The sequence below is a fragment of the Pseudonocardia sp. C8 genome, from assembly GCF_014267175.1.
GTDB lineage: Bacteria > Actinomycetota > Actinomycetes > Mycobacteriales > Pseudonocardiaceae > Pseudonocardia.
Map to the genome: position 1 here is coordinate 2,745,273 of NZ_JACMTR010000002.1, position 14,550 is coordinate 2,759,822.

14 protein-coding genes are annotated in these 14,550 nt (G+C 75.3%); 3 read left to right on the forward strand and 11 right to left on the reverse strand.

All coding sequences use genetic code 11. The features are described from left to right. Window positions 1-30: 30 nt before the first annotated feature. From H7X46_RS13290 to H7X46_RS13305, 4 genes are all read right to left on the reverse strand, one after another. Complete coding sequence (locus tag H7X46_RS13290) at window positions 31-843, reverse strand: PIG-L deacetylase family protein (RefSeq protein ID WP_186359705.1); 813 nt, start codon at window positions 841-843, stop codon at window positions 31-33. A gap of 250 nt (window positions 844-1,093) precedes the next feature. Beyond that, window positions 1,094-1,288, reverse strand: a complete 195-nt coding sequence (locus H7X46_RS13295; protein WP_186362643.1) for a PspC domain-containing protein — start codon at window positions 1,286-1,288, stop codon at window positions 1,094-1,096. 108 nt (window positions 1,289-1,396) lie between these two features. Further along, window positions 1,397-2,524, reverse strand: coding sequence for a Xaa-Pro peptidase family protein (locus H7X46_RS13300; protein ID WP_186359706.1), 1,128 nt, complete (start codon window positions 2,522-2,524; stop codon window positions 1,397-1,399). 103 nt (window positions 2,525-2,627) lie between these two features. Continuing rightward, entirely contained in the window at window positions 2,628-3,434 is an 807-nt protein-coding gene (locus H7X46_RS13305; RefSeq protein ID WP_370589068.1) for an ANTAR domain-containing protein, read from the reverse strand. Between the two features lie 91 nt (window positions 3,435-3,525). Between H7X46_RS13305 and H7X46_RS13310 the strand changes: the two genes are divergently transcribed. After that, window positions 3,526-4,500 (forward strand): 5'-3' exonuclease, encoded by a 975-nt coding sequence (locus H7X46_RS13310; RefSeq protein ID WP_186359708.1) that lies wholly within the window; start codon window positions 3,526-3,528, stop codon window positions 4,498-4,500. Window positions 4,501-5,079: 579 nt separating this feature from the next. On the opposite strand, the gene H7X46_RS13315 is transcribed toward H7X46_RS13310, so the two are convergent. Continuing rightward, window positions 5,080-5,664, reverse strand: a complete 585-nt coding sequence (locus H7X46_RS13315; protein WP_370588746.1) for a helix-turn-helix domain-containing protein — start codon at window positions 5,662-5,664, stop codon at window positions 5,080-5,082. Window positions 5,665-5,732: 68 nt separating this feature from the next. On the opposite strand from H7X46_RS13315, the gene H7X46_RS13320 reads away from it, so the two are divergent. Both H7X46_RS13320 and H7X46_RS13325 read left to right on the forward strand, forming a co-directional pair. Then, complete coding sequence (locus H7X46_RS13320; RefSeq protein ID WP_186359709.1) at window positions 5,733-6,680, forward strand: NAD(P)/FAD-dependent oxidoreductase; 948 nt, start codon at window positions 5,733-5,735, stop codon at window positions 6,678-6,680. A gap of 34 nt (window positions 6,681-6,714) precedes the next feature. After that, a complete protein-coding gene (locus H7X46_RS13325; RefSeq protein WP_186359710.1) occupies window positions 6,715-7,401 on the forward strand; it encodes a class I SAM-dependent methyltransferase in 687 nt (228 codons plus the stop codon). A gap of 80 nt (window positions 7,402-7,481) precedes the next feature. On the opposite strand, the gene H7X46_RS13330 is transcribed toward H7X46_RS13325, so the two are convergent. From H7X46_RS13330 to tatA, 6 genes are all read right to left on the reverse strand, one after another. Next, window positions 7,482-8,696, reverse strand: a complete 1,215-nt coding sequence (locus tag H7X46_RS13330) for a GNAT family N-acetyltransferase (RefSeq protein ID WP_186359711.1) — start codon at window positions 8,694-8,696, stop codon at window positions 7,482-7,484. Between the two features lie 48 nt (window positions 8,697-8,744). Next, window positions 8,745-9,431 (reverse strand): DUF4333 domain-containing protein, encoded by a 687-nt coding sequence (locus tag H7X46_RS13335; protein WP_186359712.1) that lies wholly within the window; start codon window positions 9,429-9,431, stop codon window positions 8,745-8,747. 37 nt (window positions 9,432-9,468) lie between these two features. Next, a complete protein-coding gene (locus tag H7X46_RS13340) occupies window positions 9,469-12,456 on the reverse strand; it encodes a DEAD/DEAH box helicase (protein WP_186359713.1) in 2,988 nt (995 codons plus the stop codon). Window positions 12,457-12,484: 28 nt separating this feature from the next. Continuing rightward, on the reverse strand, window positions 12,485-13,231 hold the full coding sequence (pyrH, locus tag H7X46_RS13345) for a UMP kinase (protein ID WP_186359714.1): 747 nt from the start codon (window positions 13,229-13,231) through the stop codon (window positions 12,485-12,487). 93 nt (window positions 13,232-13,324) lie between these two features. Continuing rightward, window positions 13,325-14,221, reverse strand: coding sequence for a twin-arginine translocase subunit TatC (tatC, locus tag H7X46_RS13350; RefSeq protein WP_222131941.1), 897 nt, complete (start codon window positions 14,219-14,221; stop codon window positions 13,325-13,327). Between the two features lie 61 nt (window positions 14,222-14,282). Next, window positions 14,283-14,549: a Sec-independent protein translocase subunit TatA gene (gene tatA, locus H7X46_RS13355; protein ID WP_186359716.1), complete on the reverse strand. Its 267-nt coding sequence runs from the start codon at window positions 14,547-14,549 to the stop codon at window positions 14,283-14,285. Window position 14,550 lies beyond the last annotated feature (1 nt).

Below are 14,550 nucleotides of genomic sequence, written 5' to 3' on the forward strand. Positions count from 1 at the left end.
CCCGGTGACCGCGTCGGCCACCGGGTGGGGTCAGCGGGCGCCGGCGAGCAGGTGGGCGTTGCCCAGGGCGTCGAGGACGCCGGGGGCCGTCGCGGCGCCGTCGCGCTCGCCGCGCAGGAACCACTCGTAGCCGTAGGCGTCGGCGAAGGTCGCGGCCGGGACGGCGGCCGGGTCGATCTGGCTGGCGTGCGCGAGCATCGCGTCCCGCTTGACGGCCAGGTCCGCGTCGGTGCCGCCCACGGCGACCGCGATCTCGGCGGTGACCCGGCCGAACGGCACGCCGGCGGCCCGGGCGGCGCCGTGGACCAGGTGCCGGTCGCGGGCGGACAGGGCGAGGTGCTCGCGGTCGACGGTCATCCGGTAGCCGGTGGCGCCGGTCAGGGTGACGGCGATCGCCCCGGCGGCGTGCGCGGCGCGGTGGTCGGGGTGGCCGTAGATTCCGGCGTCGTCGTCGTGGATGACGGTGCCGGCGCCCTCGGCGTCGACCAGCTCGGCGACGGTCCGGCCGAGGACGACCGGGTCGGCGCCGGCCAGCGCCCGCGGGTGCGCGGTCCCGGGACCGCCGGGCAGCCCCGAGTCGCGGTGTCCGAGCAGGACGAGCCGGTCCACGCCGAGCAGGGCGGCGGCGTCCTCGAGCTCGCGGCGGCGGCGCGCGGGAACGTCCTCGCCCGGGGCCAGCGGCAGCCGGGACCCGCCGAGGTCGCCGCCGGTGGCCATGACCAGGACGACGCGGGCGCCCGCGTCGGCGAGCCGGCGCAGGGTCAGGCCGGTGAAGATCGCCTCGTCGTCGGGGTGGGCGTGCAGGGCGAGGACGGTCTCGCCGGTCAGATCAGGGGTGTGCACCTGGGTGATCGCTTCGCGTGCGGGGCCGGGCGGCCGGTTCGGACGGGACCGGGAACGGGTCGGTGCCCTCGAGAGAACGCGGAAGCGTGAGACGTCAGCCGCGCGGGCACGGACCCGGACGACAGCAACACGCGGCGGCGCGCCGGTGGGCGCGCGCTGCGGCGGTCGTCGGGGCGATCACGCGGCCATCATGGCAGGACCGCCGCCGCGGGACCACACCGGGTCCCTGCGACGACGGTCACAGATCAGCTCAGTAGTCGGCCTTCGGCATGATGATCCACAGCACGATGTAGAGCACGAACTGCGGGCCCGGCAGCAGGCAGGACAGCAGGAACAGCAGCCGGACGGTGGTGCGGCTCATGCCGGTCCGGTCGGCCAGGCCGGCACAGACCCCGGCGATCACCGTCCCGTTGCGCGGCCGGACGAGACTGCGGGACTGCGGCATGTTCACCGGAAGCTCCTTCGAGGTGGACGACGGGTACGCCGTCCACCCTGGCAGGACCGGGCCGGGTCGCGCTCGGGGACATCCCGGACCCGGCCCCGGAGGCGTCCCTCAGAGGACGACGAGATCGCGGGGGTTGGTGTTGAGCCGTTCGGCGCCGTCCGCGGTGACGACGACGATGTCCTCGATCCGCGCGCCCCACTTCCCGTCCTGGTAGATGCCCGGTTCGACGGAGAACGCCATGCCCTCGTCGAGGACGAGGTCGTTGCCGTCGACGATGTAGGGCTCCTCGTGCACGTCGAGCCCGATGCCGTGGCCGGTGCGGTGGATGAAGTGCGCGCCGTGCCCGGCGGCGGCGATGTGCTCGCGGGCGGCCCGGTCCACCTCGGCCGCGGTCACGCCCGGCTTCACGGCGGCGACGGCGCGTTCCTGGGCCTCCTGCAGCACCGCGTAGGTCTCCTCGACCTCGGTGCCCGGCCGGGCGCCGACCGCGTAGGTGCGGGTGCAGTCGGAGTGGTAGCCGCCCGGCAGCGGGCCTCCGATGTCGATCACGACGACGTCCCCGGCCTCGATCACCCGCTCGGAGACGTCGTGGTGCGGGCTGGCGCCGTTCGGCCCGGACCCGACGATCACGAAGGCGGCCGCGGTGTGGCCCTCCTCGACGATCGCGGCGGAGACGTCCGCGGCGACCTCGGCCTCGGTGCGGCCGGGCCGCAGCCACTCGCCCATCCGGGCGTGCACCCGGTCGACGGCCTGCCCGGCGGCGCGCAGCGCGGCGATCTCGCTCGGGTCCTTGCGCATCCGCAGCTCGCGCAGCACCGGTCCGGCCAGGCCCTGCGGGACGTCCGGGAAGGCGTCCCGCAGGCCGAGCACGTGCCGGGCCTGCATGGCGTCGTCCACCGAGATCCGGGTCGGCCCGCCGGCGAGGTCGCTGACCAGCAGGTACGGGTCCTCGCCGTCGGTCCAGGTGACGAGGTCGATGCCGAGGGCCTCGAGCGGGACGTCGGCGAACCCGGGGGCCTCCAGCGCCGGGACGACCAGCGCCGGCGGGGCCCTGTGCCCGGCCGCCGGCACGACGAGGCAGGTCAGGCGCTCGTGCGAGGCGCCGTCGAACCCGGTCAGGTAGCGCAGGTCGGTGCCCGGGGTCAGGAAGAGCACGTCGGTGCCCTGGTCGGCGGCGTGTTCACCCGCCCGGCGCAGCCGGTCGGCGAGCAGCTCGGTGGGGACGGCATCGGTCATGGTCCGCAGCGTAGGCGGGCACGCGGGGTGTGCGACCGCCGCCCGGCCTACCGCGGCTCCCCCGCGCGGACCTGCGGCGGCGTCCCTGCGGAGCTGCGCCGGGTCACTCCGCGTCGAGCGCCCGCGGGTTCGCGGTCACCGTCCCGGCCAGCTCGACGAGCTTGATGTTGAGGTCCTGGGAGGTCCGGCGCAGCACGTCGAACGCGTCGTCCGCGGTGAGGCCGCGGCGCGCCATGAGGATCCCCTTGGCCTGCCCGATCAGGTCCCGGGAGGCGATCGCCCGGCGCAGCTGGGTCTCCTTCAGCTCGGCCTCCGACACGGCGGTGCAGGCCGCGAGGGCCAGCGACGCGTGCGTGGCCAGCAGCAGCAACCGGTCCCGGTCGGCCGGGACGAACGCGCCGGCGGTCCGGGCGTAGACGTTGAGCGCGCCGGGCAGCCGGGGCGGTGCGGCGTCCGGGACCAGCGAGGTGGCCAGCACCGAGTGGTAGCCGTGCCGCACGGCCACCTCGGCGAACTCGGGCCAGCGCCGGTCGGTCCGCAGGTCGTCGGCCACGGCGAGGGCCGGCCCGTCGGCGCGGGCGGACTCCACGCACGGTCCGCGCCCGCTGCGGTACTGGGCCTCGTCGATCTCGGACGCGGCCGGGCCCGTCTCGATCGGGGTGTGGAAGCGGCCGTCGGGGTCCCGGAGGGTGACGCTGACGAGGTCGGCCGCCGGGATGACCCGGCGGACCGCGCCGACGACGCGGGCCAGCACGTCCCCGACCGACCCGGAGGCCAGCAGCGACCCGGTCAGGGTGGTGAACTCCCGGGCCAGCGGTCCGGCGTCGGCGAGACCGTCGGGCCCGACGTCGCTCTCGCCGCGGACGAACCGCGCGCGGTCCTCGGCCCACTCGTGCTCGCCGAGGCTCACCCGTGCCGTGCTGCTGTGCTCCACCGCCTCATCATGCCCAACCGGTGGCGGTGCGGCGCCCCCAGCGGCCGGGAATGCCAGACTTCCCGGCATGAGCGACCGCCCGCTGCTGCTGCTGGACTCCGCGAGCATGTACTTCCGCGCCTACTTCGGGGTCCCGGAGTCGATCACCGCACCGGACGGGACCCCGGTGAACGCGGTACGCGGGTTCACCGACATGATCGCCCGGGTGGTGACCGACCACCGCCCGTCCCGGCTGGTGGCGTGCCTGGACCTGGACTGGCGGCCGGCGTTCCGGGTGGCGGCGCTGCCGTCGTACAAGGCGCACCGGGTGGTCGAGGGGCAGCAGGCCGACACCGTCCCCGCCGGGGTGCCGGAGGAGGTGCCGGACACCCTCGCCCCGCAGGTGCCGATCATCATGGAGCTGCTGGCGGCGGCCGGGATCTGCACCGGCGGCGCGGAGGGCCACGAGGCCGACGACGTCATCGGGACGCTCGCGCACCGGGAGCGCACCGACCCGGTGCTGGCGGTGTCCGGGGACCGGGACCTGATGCAGATCGTGCGGGACACCCCGTCCCCCGCGGTCCGGCTGCTCTACATCGGGCGGGGCCTGAACAAGGCCGAGAACCTGGGTCCCGACGAGGTGGCCGCCAAGTACGGGCTGCCGCGCGGGCGGGCCGGTGCGGCGTACGCGGAGATGGCGATGCTGCGCGGCGACCCCTCGGACGGGCTGCCGGGCGTGCCGGGTGTGGGCGCGAAGACGGCCGCGACGCTGGTCGGCCGGTTCGGGTCCTGGGCGGAGCTGCTGGACGCGGTCGGCACCGCCGGGGACACCCGGCTCGCGGCCGGGGTGCGGGCGAAGCTGGCCGCGGCCCGGGCGTACCTCGACGTCGTCGAGCCGGTGGTGCGAGTGGTGCCCGACGCACCGGTGGAGCTCAGCCATCCCGAGGCGACGTTGCCGGTCGCTCCGGCCGACCCGCAGCGGCTGGACGAGCTGGCCACGCGGTGGGGTCTGGAGTCGTCGGTGGAACGGTTGCGGAAGGCGCTCGCCTCGGCGGCCGGCTGAGGACGCGTCCGGGATGGCGGACGGCGAGGGCGCGTCCCACCAACGCGGGCGGCGTCAAGGACATGCAACCGCCCGTTGCTGCAGGTCGATCAGCACGAACCCGCCCTCACCGGGCCGGAAACGTGCAGATCGACCGACGCGGGCGTGTGGATCAGCACGTACGCTCCCTTGCGACGGCGCAAACGTGAAACTCGGTCGCCTCCGCCGAGTTGATCAGCACGAAAACGCCCTGACGACGGCGGAAGCGTGCAGGTCGATCGCGTCCGTCGAGTCGATCAACACAGACGCGCCCTGACGACGGCGGAAACGTGCAGGTCGAGCGAGCGCTGATAGTCGATCAGCACGAACGCGCCCGCGCCGGGGCGGAAACGTGCAGCTCGACCGGTACGAGCCAGTTGATCAGCACGAACGCGCCCGCGCTGCGGCGAGAACGTGCGGGTCTATCGAGCGTCGGAAGTCGATCAGCACGAACATGGCCGGCGCGGGGCGGCAGCGTGCAGGTCGACCGACCACGGCGAGGGCCGATCGGCCCCGGCGCCACCCGAGTCGCGGTGAGGAGGTGCGCGCCGGGGTGGCGCCCTACCGGCGGTCGCGCGGCGCCGCCCGGGTGTGGATCCGCTCGCCCTGCGGCCCGAACAGGCTCAGCACCTCCACCGACCGGTCCGGGACGGCGGAGCCGAACCAGTGCGGGACGTGCGTGTCGAACTCCGCGGCCTCCCCCGCGCCCAGCACGACGTCGTGATCGCCCAGCACCAGGCGCAGCCGCCCGTCGAGGACGTAGAGCCACTCGTAGCCCTCGTGGACCCGCGGCTCGGGGTCGGTGCCGCGCCACGGGATGAGCATCTTGAACGCCTGCAGCCCGCCGGGCCGTTCGGTCAGCGGGACGACCGTCATCCCGTGCGCCCGGCGGGGCCGCAGCCGTACCCGCGGGTCCCCCACCGGCGGTGCGGCGACGAGCTCGTCGAGCGGCACCTGGTGCGCGGCCGCGATCGGGAGCAGCAGCTCCAGGGTCGGTCGCCGCCCGCCGGACTCCAGGCGGGACAGCGTGCTCACCGAGATGCCGGTCGCCTCGGACAGGTCGGCGAGGGTCATCCCGCGTGCGGTGCGGAGCCCGGCCAGCCGCGGCCCCACGCCGGCGAGGGTGCCCGCGATCGTCTCGTCCACAGCCACGAGTTTGCCATACCGGCAAAGATGTTTGCCGTTCTTCGGGCGAGGCTGTCAGGCTCGGTGCCATGAGTTCCTACGACGTGATCGTCATCGGTGGAGGTGCCGCCGGCCTGTCCGGTGCCCTCCTGCTGTCCCGGGCCCGCTGGCGGGTCCTCGTCCTGGACGACGGTGCCCCGCGCAACGCCCCGGCCGGCGGGGTGCACAACTGGCTCACCCGCGACGGCCTGCCACCCGCCGAGATCGGCAGGCTCGGGCGCGCCGAGGTCACCGGCTACGGCGGCACCGTGCGCGACGCCCGCGCCGTCGCCGCCCGCGCGCTGCCGGGCGGCGGGTTCGCCGTCACCACCGGCGACGGGGACGAGGTCACCGGCCGGCGGCTGCTGGTCACCACCGGCCTGGTCGACCAGCTCCCGGAAATCGACGGCCTGGCCGCGCACTGGGGCGGTGCGGTGTTCGGCTGCCCGTTCTGCCACGCCTGGGAGCACCGCGACACCCGGATCGGGGTGCTCGTCACCGGCCCGCACGACCTGGTCAAGGCGCACATCGTTACCCGGTGGAGCGACGAGGTGACGCTGTTCCTGCACACCGGCCCGGAGCCCGACGACGAGCAGTGGGCCGGGTTCGCGGCGCGCGGCATCGCCGTCGTCGACGGGAAGGTGACCGCGGTCGAGGGTGACGGCGACCGGCTCACCGGGGTGCGGCTGTCGACCGGCACGGTCGTGCCGATCGACGCGCTGACGATCTCACCGCCGGCACGGGCCCGCGCCGGGTTCCTCGACGGCCTCGGGCTGGGCACGGCCGAGCACCCGTCCGGGCTGGGCGACCACCTGCCCGTCGACCCGATGGGGGCCACGACGGTGCCGGGGGTGTACGCAGCCGGGAACGTCACCGACCCGATGGCGACCGTGCCGGTCGCGGTCGCGGCCGGGTCGACCGCGGCCACCGCGATCACCCGGGACCTGCTGACCGCGGACCTGGACGCAGCCGTCCGCGAGCCCGCGGACGCCCGGTGACACCGCCGCCCACCCGCATTCCCCGGAGGACCCCGTGAGCACCGCACCGGACCACACGCACGACCACGGCACCGCCGACCCCGGGGCCGACCAGTTCTCGGCCGGGTTCTGGGACGCCCACTACGCCACGAAGCCGCAGCTGTGGAGCGGGAACCCGAACCGCTGGCTGGTCGCCGAGGTGTCCGGCCTGCCACCCGGCCGGGCCCTCGACGCCGGCTGCGGGGAGGGCGGCGACGCGATCTGGCTGGCCGGCCGCGGCTGGCAGGTGACCGCCACCGACGTCTCCGCGGTCGCCCTGGACCGGGCCCAGGCCGCCGCCACCCACGCCGGGGTCGCCGACCGGATCGCGTTCGCCCCCGGCGACCTGCGCACCGACGCCCCGGCGGAACGGGCCTACGACCTGGTCAGCGCCCAGTACCTGCACCTGCCGTCGGCGATCCGGCGGCCCGCCTACGCGCTGCTGGCCGGCGCCGTCGCGCCGGGCGGGACGCTGCTGCTCGTCGGGCACCACCCGCGGGATCTGCACGGGTCGATGCCGCGGCCCCGCGACCCGGACCTGTTCGCCGACGAGACCGAGCTCGCCGCCGACCTCGACGACCGGGACTGGGAGGTGCTGGTGGCGCAGGCGCGCCCGCACCCGGCGACTCACCCGGACGGCGGGGAGGTCACCGTGTACGACGCCGTCGTGCGGGCCCGGCGGCGGGACCGCGAGGGGCGCTAGCGGAACGCCCGCACCACGGCTCCGCACGGGAGCCGCGTGCCGCCGGAGGACCCCGGGCGAGGCCGGTGCCCCGTCGAGCACTAGAAGAACGTCCCGCACCACGGCGCCGGCCCGGGCACCGCGAACAGCATGTCGGCCCGGGCCGCGGCGCCGGGGGCGTGCTCGGTCCACCGGCCGGCCGCGGCCAGCGCCGACGGGGCCCGGTCCCCCAGGAACGCCGGGGCGAGCGACTCCAGCCCGCACTCGAGCTCGGGCAGCGCGTCCCCGGCCGGTGCGGGACCGTCCGGGCCGATCCGCCAGGTCCCGGCGTCGTCGAACAGCGGGTCGTGCAGCCGCAGCACGACCGGCTCGCCCGGCCCCCACGCGCGGGCGGCGAGCGCCGCCGGGACGTCCAGGATCCGCAGCCACAGGTCGTCGGTGCGGCCGGTGACCCGGTGCGCACGCGGGTCGGTGAGCACCAGGGAGAGGTCCTCGTCGACCGGGCGGTCCCCGGTGACCGCGCCGGTCAGGTCGATCCCGGTGAGGAACCGCCACAGCCCCGCGGTCGCCGCCGGGGTGCCGGCCCAGAGCTGCTGGAGCCCGATGTCGTCGCGGCCCCGCGCCGGGTCGCCGCCGGCCGCGCCCCACACCGCGAACCCGTCGTCGCCGTCCGGGCCGGTGTGCACCGCGATCCCCTTGTACTCGCGCGCGTCCGGGCCGGCCGGGTCGATCGCGCGGCGCCACCAGCGGGCGGTGCGGGTCATGCCGCCCGGCCGGGCGGCGGCGAGCCGTTCCTGCAGCGGCGGCAGCAGGGTGGCCGCCTCGCCGGGGCCGAGCATCCGGACCGTGCCCGGTGCCGGGGCGTCCGGGCGCCAGCCGGGCCGGGCGGTGACCGACACCTGCTCGGTGCGGGAGGCGACGCCGTAGCCGTAGCGGCCGTAGATCGTGGCCTCGCTGGCGCGCAGCACGGCGGCGACGTCACCCCGGGCGCGGGCCGCGCCCAGCTGGGCGCGCATGAGCGCGGTCAGCCGGCCGGCCCGGGTGCTGTCCGCGCGGACGCCGACACCGCTCACGGCGGCGGCGCCGACCCGGGCGCCACCGGGCAGGGTCAGCCGGGTCGGGAACGAGTACGCGGTCCCGACGAGCTCGCCGCCGGTGCTGCGGAGGCCCAGCCAGTGCTCGTCGGCGGACTGGCCGTGCGCCGCCCACGCGTCGTCGCCGGCCGGGCCGTGGTGCACGGTCGCGAGGAACAGGTCCCAGGCGGCGCGCCGCTCGGCCGGGTCGGTCAGGGTGCGGACGTCGTGCTGTGCACTCACCGGACGAGCCTCCCGGGCATCCCCCGGTGACCGCCAGCCGATTCCGGGTCAGACCCGCTTGATCTGGTAGTCGCCCTCGTCGGAGGTGACCACGCCGGGGACCTCGACCTGCTCGCCGTCCACGACGGCCTGGCAGCTGAACGTGGTGCCGGCCGCGACGGTCACGTCGTCCGGGCACTGCACCGCGCCGACCTGCAGCCCGTAGTCCCGGGTGAGGACCTGGTGGACGCCGGTCTGCAACGCGGTCTGGTCCAGGTGCCGGCTGACCGCCCACGCCGGCCACAGGAACGCCGTGACCGCCAGGATCACGGCCAGCAGCGCGCCGCCCCCGACCAGGCCCCACTTCTTGATGCCGGACGGCTTCGCCGCGTCCTCCTGCGGGGCCCACGGCTCCTCGCCCTGCTCGACGCCCGACCAGCCGCCGCCCCACGAGCCGTCGGAGGGCTGCGCGGTGGTCGGCCGGTCACCGGCCCACGGTGACGCCGGCGCCTGGTGCGGCAGCGCGTCGGTGTCCTCCCCGGGCGGGCCCGGCCGGGCGCCGCGCCCGGTCGGGATCGCCCACGGGTCCGCGCCGTTCTCGTCGCCCCACACGGAGCCCCCGGTGGAGGCCCCGGTGGAGCCGCCGGTGGCGCCGGGATCGGCACCCTGCCCGCCCACCGCGGGCAGCTCCCCCGTCCGCTCGGTGGCATCCGCGTCGTCCGCGGTCTGCCGATCCGGTCCCTGCGGGTTGCTCATCGCCGACCTCTCGCCGTCCTGCTGCTCGTCTCGTCCGTCATTCCACACCGGCCGCGACCACGCCGCGGCGGACCGCACCGGACGCCCGGTGCGCGGCCCGGCCGACCCCGCTCGACCGGCCGGCGACGCCGGCGATCTGGTCGAGCAGGTCGAGCACCTGCCGCGCCCAGCGTACGAAGTCCCCGGCGGAGAGCTCGTGCCCGTTCCGCTCGGCGGCCTCCAGGACCTGTGCGAGGGACTCCCCGCGCGCCCAGCGGTGCATCGGCCAGGCGAACGCCAGGTCGGGGGCGCGGGTGCGCTCGGCCTTGTGCCGGCGCTGCTCGGCCTCCAGCTCCTCCCAGATCCGCACCGTGCGGTCCAGGCCGTCGGAGACCGGGCCCTGCGGCAGCCGGGGCATCGGCGCGTCGTCCCGGCGGGACTCGTACACCAGCGCCGACACGACCGCGGCGAGCTCGTCCGGCTGGAGGCCCTCCCAGGCCCCGTGCCGCAGGCACTCGGCGGCCAGCAGGTCGGACTCGCCCCACAGCCGGGCCAGCACCCGGCCGTGCGCGGTGACCTCGTCCTCACCCGGGGCGACCTGCCCCTCGGGCATCAGGTAGCCGCGGTCGGTGAGCAGCGCCCGGATCCGGTCGAACGCCCGGGCCAGCGAGTGCGTGGTGGCGCGGACCTTCTGCCGCAGCGACTCGGTCTCGCGTTCCAGGCGCTGGTACCGCTCGGCCCAGCGGGCGTGCGCCTCGCGGTCGTCGCAGCCGTGGCAGGGATGGGAGCGCAGGGCGCGGCGCAGCGTCACGAGCTCCGGGTCGTCCTGCACGCCGCGCCGGCGCCGCCGCCCGTCGCCACGGGGTGGCACGATCCGGGAGTTCCGCAGCGACGACGCCAGGTCCCGGCGCACCTGCGGCGAGCGGTGCTCGACCCGCTTCGGCAGCTTGATCCGCCCCAGCGACTCGACGGCCTCCGGGAAGTCCGTGGCCGACAGCCGCCCCGCCCACCGGTCCTCGGTGCACACCAGCGGGCGCGGTTCCGGGTCGCGGCCGTTGGCCGACCAGGCGCCGACGCCCGGGTCGAGCACCACGGCGAGCCCGGCCCGCTTCCCGCCGGGGATGGCGATGACGTCGCCGGGGCGCAGCTCGCGCAGCGAGTCGGCGGTCTCGTCGCGGGCCGCGGCCGTGTTCTGCCGGCGCAGCGCCTTCTCCCGCTCGGAGATCCGCCGCCGGAGGTCGGCGTACTCGGTGAAGTCGCCGAGGTGGCAGGTCATCGACTCGCGGTAGCCGGCGAGGGCCTCGGTGTTGCGGTCGATCCGGCGGGCCAGGCCGACCACCGAGCGGTCGGCCTGGAACTGGCCGAAGGAGCGTTCCAGCAGCTCCCGGGCGTCGTCGGAGCCGAGCCGGCCGACCAGGTTGACCGCCATGTTGTAGACCGGCCGGAACGAGCTGCGCAGCGGGTAGGTGCGGGTGGAGGCCAGGCCGGCCACCTGCTCGGGGTCCATGCCGGGCGCCCAGAGGACGACGGCGTGCCCCTCGACGTCGATGCCGCGCCGGCCGGCGCGCCCGGTGAGCTGGGTGTACTCCCCCGGGGTCAGGTCGACGTGGGACTCGCCGTTGAACTTCACGAGCCGTTCCAGGACGACCGTGCGGGCGGGCATGTTGATGCCCAGCGCCAGCGTCTCGGTGGCGAACACGCACCGCACGAGCCCGGCGACGAACAGCTCCTCGACGGTCTCCTTGAACGCCGGCAGCAGCCCGGCGTGGTGGGCGGCGAGCCCGCGCTCCAGCGCGTCGCGCCACTCCCAGTAGCCGAGCACGCCGAGGTCGGCCTGCGGCAGGTCACCGGTGTGCGCGTCGACGATCCGGCGGATCTCGGCGACCTCGTCCTGCTCGGTGAGCCGGACCCCGGCCCGCACGCACTGGGCCACGGCCGCGTCGCACCCGGCCCGGGAGAACACGAAGGTGATCGCCGGGAGCAGCCCCTCGCGGGCCAGCCGGTCGATCACCTGCACCCGCGACGGCGGCCGGAACCCGCCGCGCGCGGGCCCGCCCGGCCGCGGCCCGCGCCCGACGACGGCCGTCGGGTCGGGGCGCCCGCCGTGACTCCCCCGCCCGCCCGACCGGCCCCGGTCACGGCCGCGCTCGGCGCCGCGGCTCCGGTCCCCGCCCCGGCCGCGCCCGCCCGGCCGGTCCCCCGCCCGGTCGGCGCCGCGGCCGCCGACGAAGTCCCGCCGCTGCATCTCGCGGGTGTAGCGGACCAGGTCCGGGTCGACGACCAGCTCGGCGGGGCCGTCACCGGGCCGGTCGCGGCGGTCCCGGGCCTTCGCGCGGCGCTCCCCGAACAGGTCGAACAGGCGGTTGCCGACCATCATGTGCTGCCACAGCGGCACCGGGCGGTGCTCGTCGACGACGACCGTGGTGTCGCCGCGGACCTCGACCAGCCAGTCGCCGAACTCCTCGGCGTTGCTGACCGTGGCGCTGAGCCCGACGACCGCGACGTGCTCGGGCAGCTGGAGGATGACCTCCTCCCACACCGCCCCGCGGAACCGGTCGGCGAGGTAGTGGATCTCGTCCATCACGACGTAGCCCAGCTGGTCGAGCCGCCGGTTGGTGCCCTCGTCGCTGTCGGCGTAGATCATGTTCCGGAGGACCTCGGTGGTCATCACGACCACCTGGGCGCTTCCGTTGACGGCGGTGTCGCCGGTCAGCAGGCCGACCACGTCGGTGCCGTAGCGGGCGACGAGGTCGCCGTACTTCTGGTTCGACAGCGCCTTGATCGGTGTCGTGTAGAAGCACTTGCGGCCCTCGGCCAGCGCCAGGTGCACGGCGAACTCGCCGGCCACGGTCTTGCCCGCCCCGGTGGGCGCGCACAGCAGGACACCGTGCCCGTCCTCCAGGGCCTCGCAGGCCTCCCGCTGGAAGCCGTCCAGCTCGAACGGCAGCAGGCCGGCGAACTCGGCGAGCCGCGGGTGGGCGGAGCGGGCCTTCGCCGCCGCGTAGGCCGCGGCGGGGTCGCTCGCTCCGGAACGGGATCCACTCACGTCCACAGGCTGTCACACGGCGCCGGCATCATGCCCGGGCAGCGAACTCCGGCTCGGTGATGTCGGCGTTGATCTCGGTGCCGTGGTGCTCGCCGCGGCAGATCGCGGCCATCAGGCCGTCCTGCTCGATGTCGAACACGTGCAGCGGCAGGCCGTGGTCGCGGGCCAGGATGAACGCCGTCTGGTCCATGACCGCCAGCCGCCGGGACAGCACCTCGTCGTAGGGCAGCCGCTCGTAGCGGCGGGCGTCGGGGTCCTGGCGCGGGTCGGTGTCGTAGACGCCGTCGACGCCGTGCTTGGCCACCAGCAGCGCGTCGGCGCCGATCTCGAGGGCCCGCTGCACGCTCGGGTAGTCGGTGGTGATGAACGGCTGGCCGTTGCCACCCGAGAAGATCAGGATCGAGTCCTTGTCCAGGTGCCGCTTGGCGCGCAGCCGCAGGAACGGCTCGGCGACCGCGTTGATCGGGATCGCGGTCATCACCCGGACGTTGTCCTCCCCGCTCGCGGAGAGCTTGCCGCGCAGCAGCAGGCTGTTGATCACGGTGCCGAGCATGCCGATGTTGTCGGCCTCGACCCGGTCGATGCCCCAGGAGTCGGAGCGGTTGCCGCGGAACACGTTGCCGCCGCCGACGACGACGGCGATCTGCACGCCGAGCGCCCGGACCTGCCGGATCTGCGCGGCGAGGTGGGTCAGGGCTTTCGCGTCGAACCCGAAGCCGTCGTCACCGGCCATCGCCTGACCGCTGAGCTTGATGACCACCCGGTTGTACTTCATGCGCGCCGACCCGCTCCTCGCCCTGTGCTGCCCACCGTTCCGGTCCGGGCAGAGCGTACGGACGTGTCCTGAACCACCCGCGGCGCGGGTGGCTCAGGTGACGTCGTCGTAACGGGGAGCGGGTGTCTCGATCCGCGACGGTGGCTCGATCTCCGACGGCCCGTCGATCTCGGAGGGGGTCGTGTCGATCGACGAGGGGCTGTCCAGGTCCTCCCAGCCCTCGAGGGCGCGCCTGCGGGCCCGGCGCCCGTCGACGAACCGGCACACCTGGATCGCCGCCTCGAAGAGCAGGCTCAGCGCGGCGGCCAGCGCGAGCATGGAGATCGGGTCCTGGCCGGGGGTCGCGACCGCGGCGAACACGAACAGCCCGAACATCAGCCCGCGGCGGGCCTTCCGCAACGCCGCGTAGGACACGACCCCGGCGCCGTTGAGCGCCACCACCAGCAGCGGGATCAGGAAGCTGACCCCGAAGATGACGATGAGGTTGACCACCAGCGAGAAGTACGACGTGCCGGTGAGCGCGGTCGTCTGGATCTCGCTGCCGATGGTGAGCAGGAAGCCGAGCGCCTGCGGGATGATCAGGTAGGCGAGCACCGCGCCGGCGACGAACAGCACCGCGGCGACCGAGACGAAGCTCAGCGCGTAACGGCGTTCCTTGCGCAGCAGCCCCGGCGTGATGAAACCCCACAGCTGGAACAGCCAGACCGGGCAGGCCAGGATGACGCCGGCCGTCGCGCCGACCTTGAGGCGCAGCATGAACTGGTCGAACGGCGTCGTGCCGAGCAGGGTGCAGGAGCCGTCGGCGGTGAACGACGCGCGCGCCGAGGCCGGCAGCGAGCAGTACGGCTCCTTGAGCAGCGCACCGAGGCTGGGGAGCCCGAACAACGAGACCTCGAACCACACGTAGCCGAACACGGTCGTCACCGCGATCGCGGCGAGCGAGATGCCGAGCCGGTTGCGCAGCTCGTAGAGGTGCTCGACCAGGGTCATGGTCCCGTCGGGGTTGAGCGCGCGCTTCCGACGGAACGGGGACTTCACGGTGCCGGCGAGCTCAGTTCGAGTTCGCGGTGCCGCGGTCCTGCGGCTGCTGCGGGGCCTGCGCCTGCGGGCTCTGCGGGGCGGACGGCAGCTCCTGCGGGGCGGCCGGCTCCTCGCGGGTGCCCTTCGCCTTCGCCTCGTCCTCCTTGAGGCCCTTCATCTCCCCCTTGAAGACGCGGGCCGACTGGCCGACCGAGCGCGCCATCTCGGGCAGCTTCTTTGCGCCGAACAGCAGCAGGAGCACGGCGATGATGATCAGCCATTCGTAGCCACCGGGCATG

Bases quoted from the DNA above. Each gene is read 5' to 3' on its own strand.
- H7X46_RS13310 (WP_186359708.1), top strand. From the start codon at position 3,526: ATGAGCGACCGCCCGCTGCTGCTGCTGGACTCCGCGAGCATGTACTTC.
- H7X46_RS13320 (WP_186359709.1), top strand. From the start codon at position 5,733: ATGAGTTCCTACGACGTGATCGTCATCGGTGGAGGTGCCGCCGGCCTG.
- pyrH (WP_186359714.1), bottom strand. From the start codon at position 13,231: ATGAAGTACAACCGGGTGGTCATCAAGCTCAGCGGTCAGGCGATGGCC.
- H7X46_RS13295 (WP_186362643.1), bottom strand. From the start codon at position 1,288: ATGCCGCAGTCCCGCAGTCTCGTCCGGCCGCGCAACGGGACGGTGATC.
- tatA (WP_186359716.1), bottom strand. From the start codon at position 14,549: ATGCCCGGTGGCTACGAATGGCTGATCATCATCGCCGTGCTCCTGCTG.
- H7X46_RS13300 (WP_186359706.1), bottom strand. From the start codon at position 2,524: ATGACCGATGCCGTCCCCACCGAGCTGCTCGCCGACCGGCTGCGCCGG.
- H7X46_RS13335 (WP_186359712.1), bottom strand. From the start codon at position 9,431: ATGAGCAACCCGCAGGGACCGGATCGGCAGACCGCGGACGACGCGGAT.
- tatC (WP_222131941.1), bottom strand. From the start codon at position 14,221: ATGACCCTGGTCGAGCACCTCTACGAGCTGCGCAACCGGCTCGGCATC.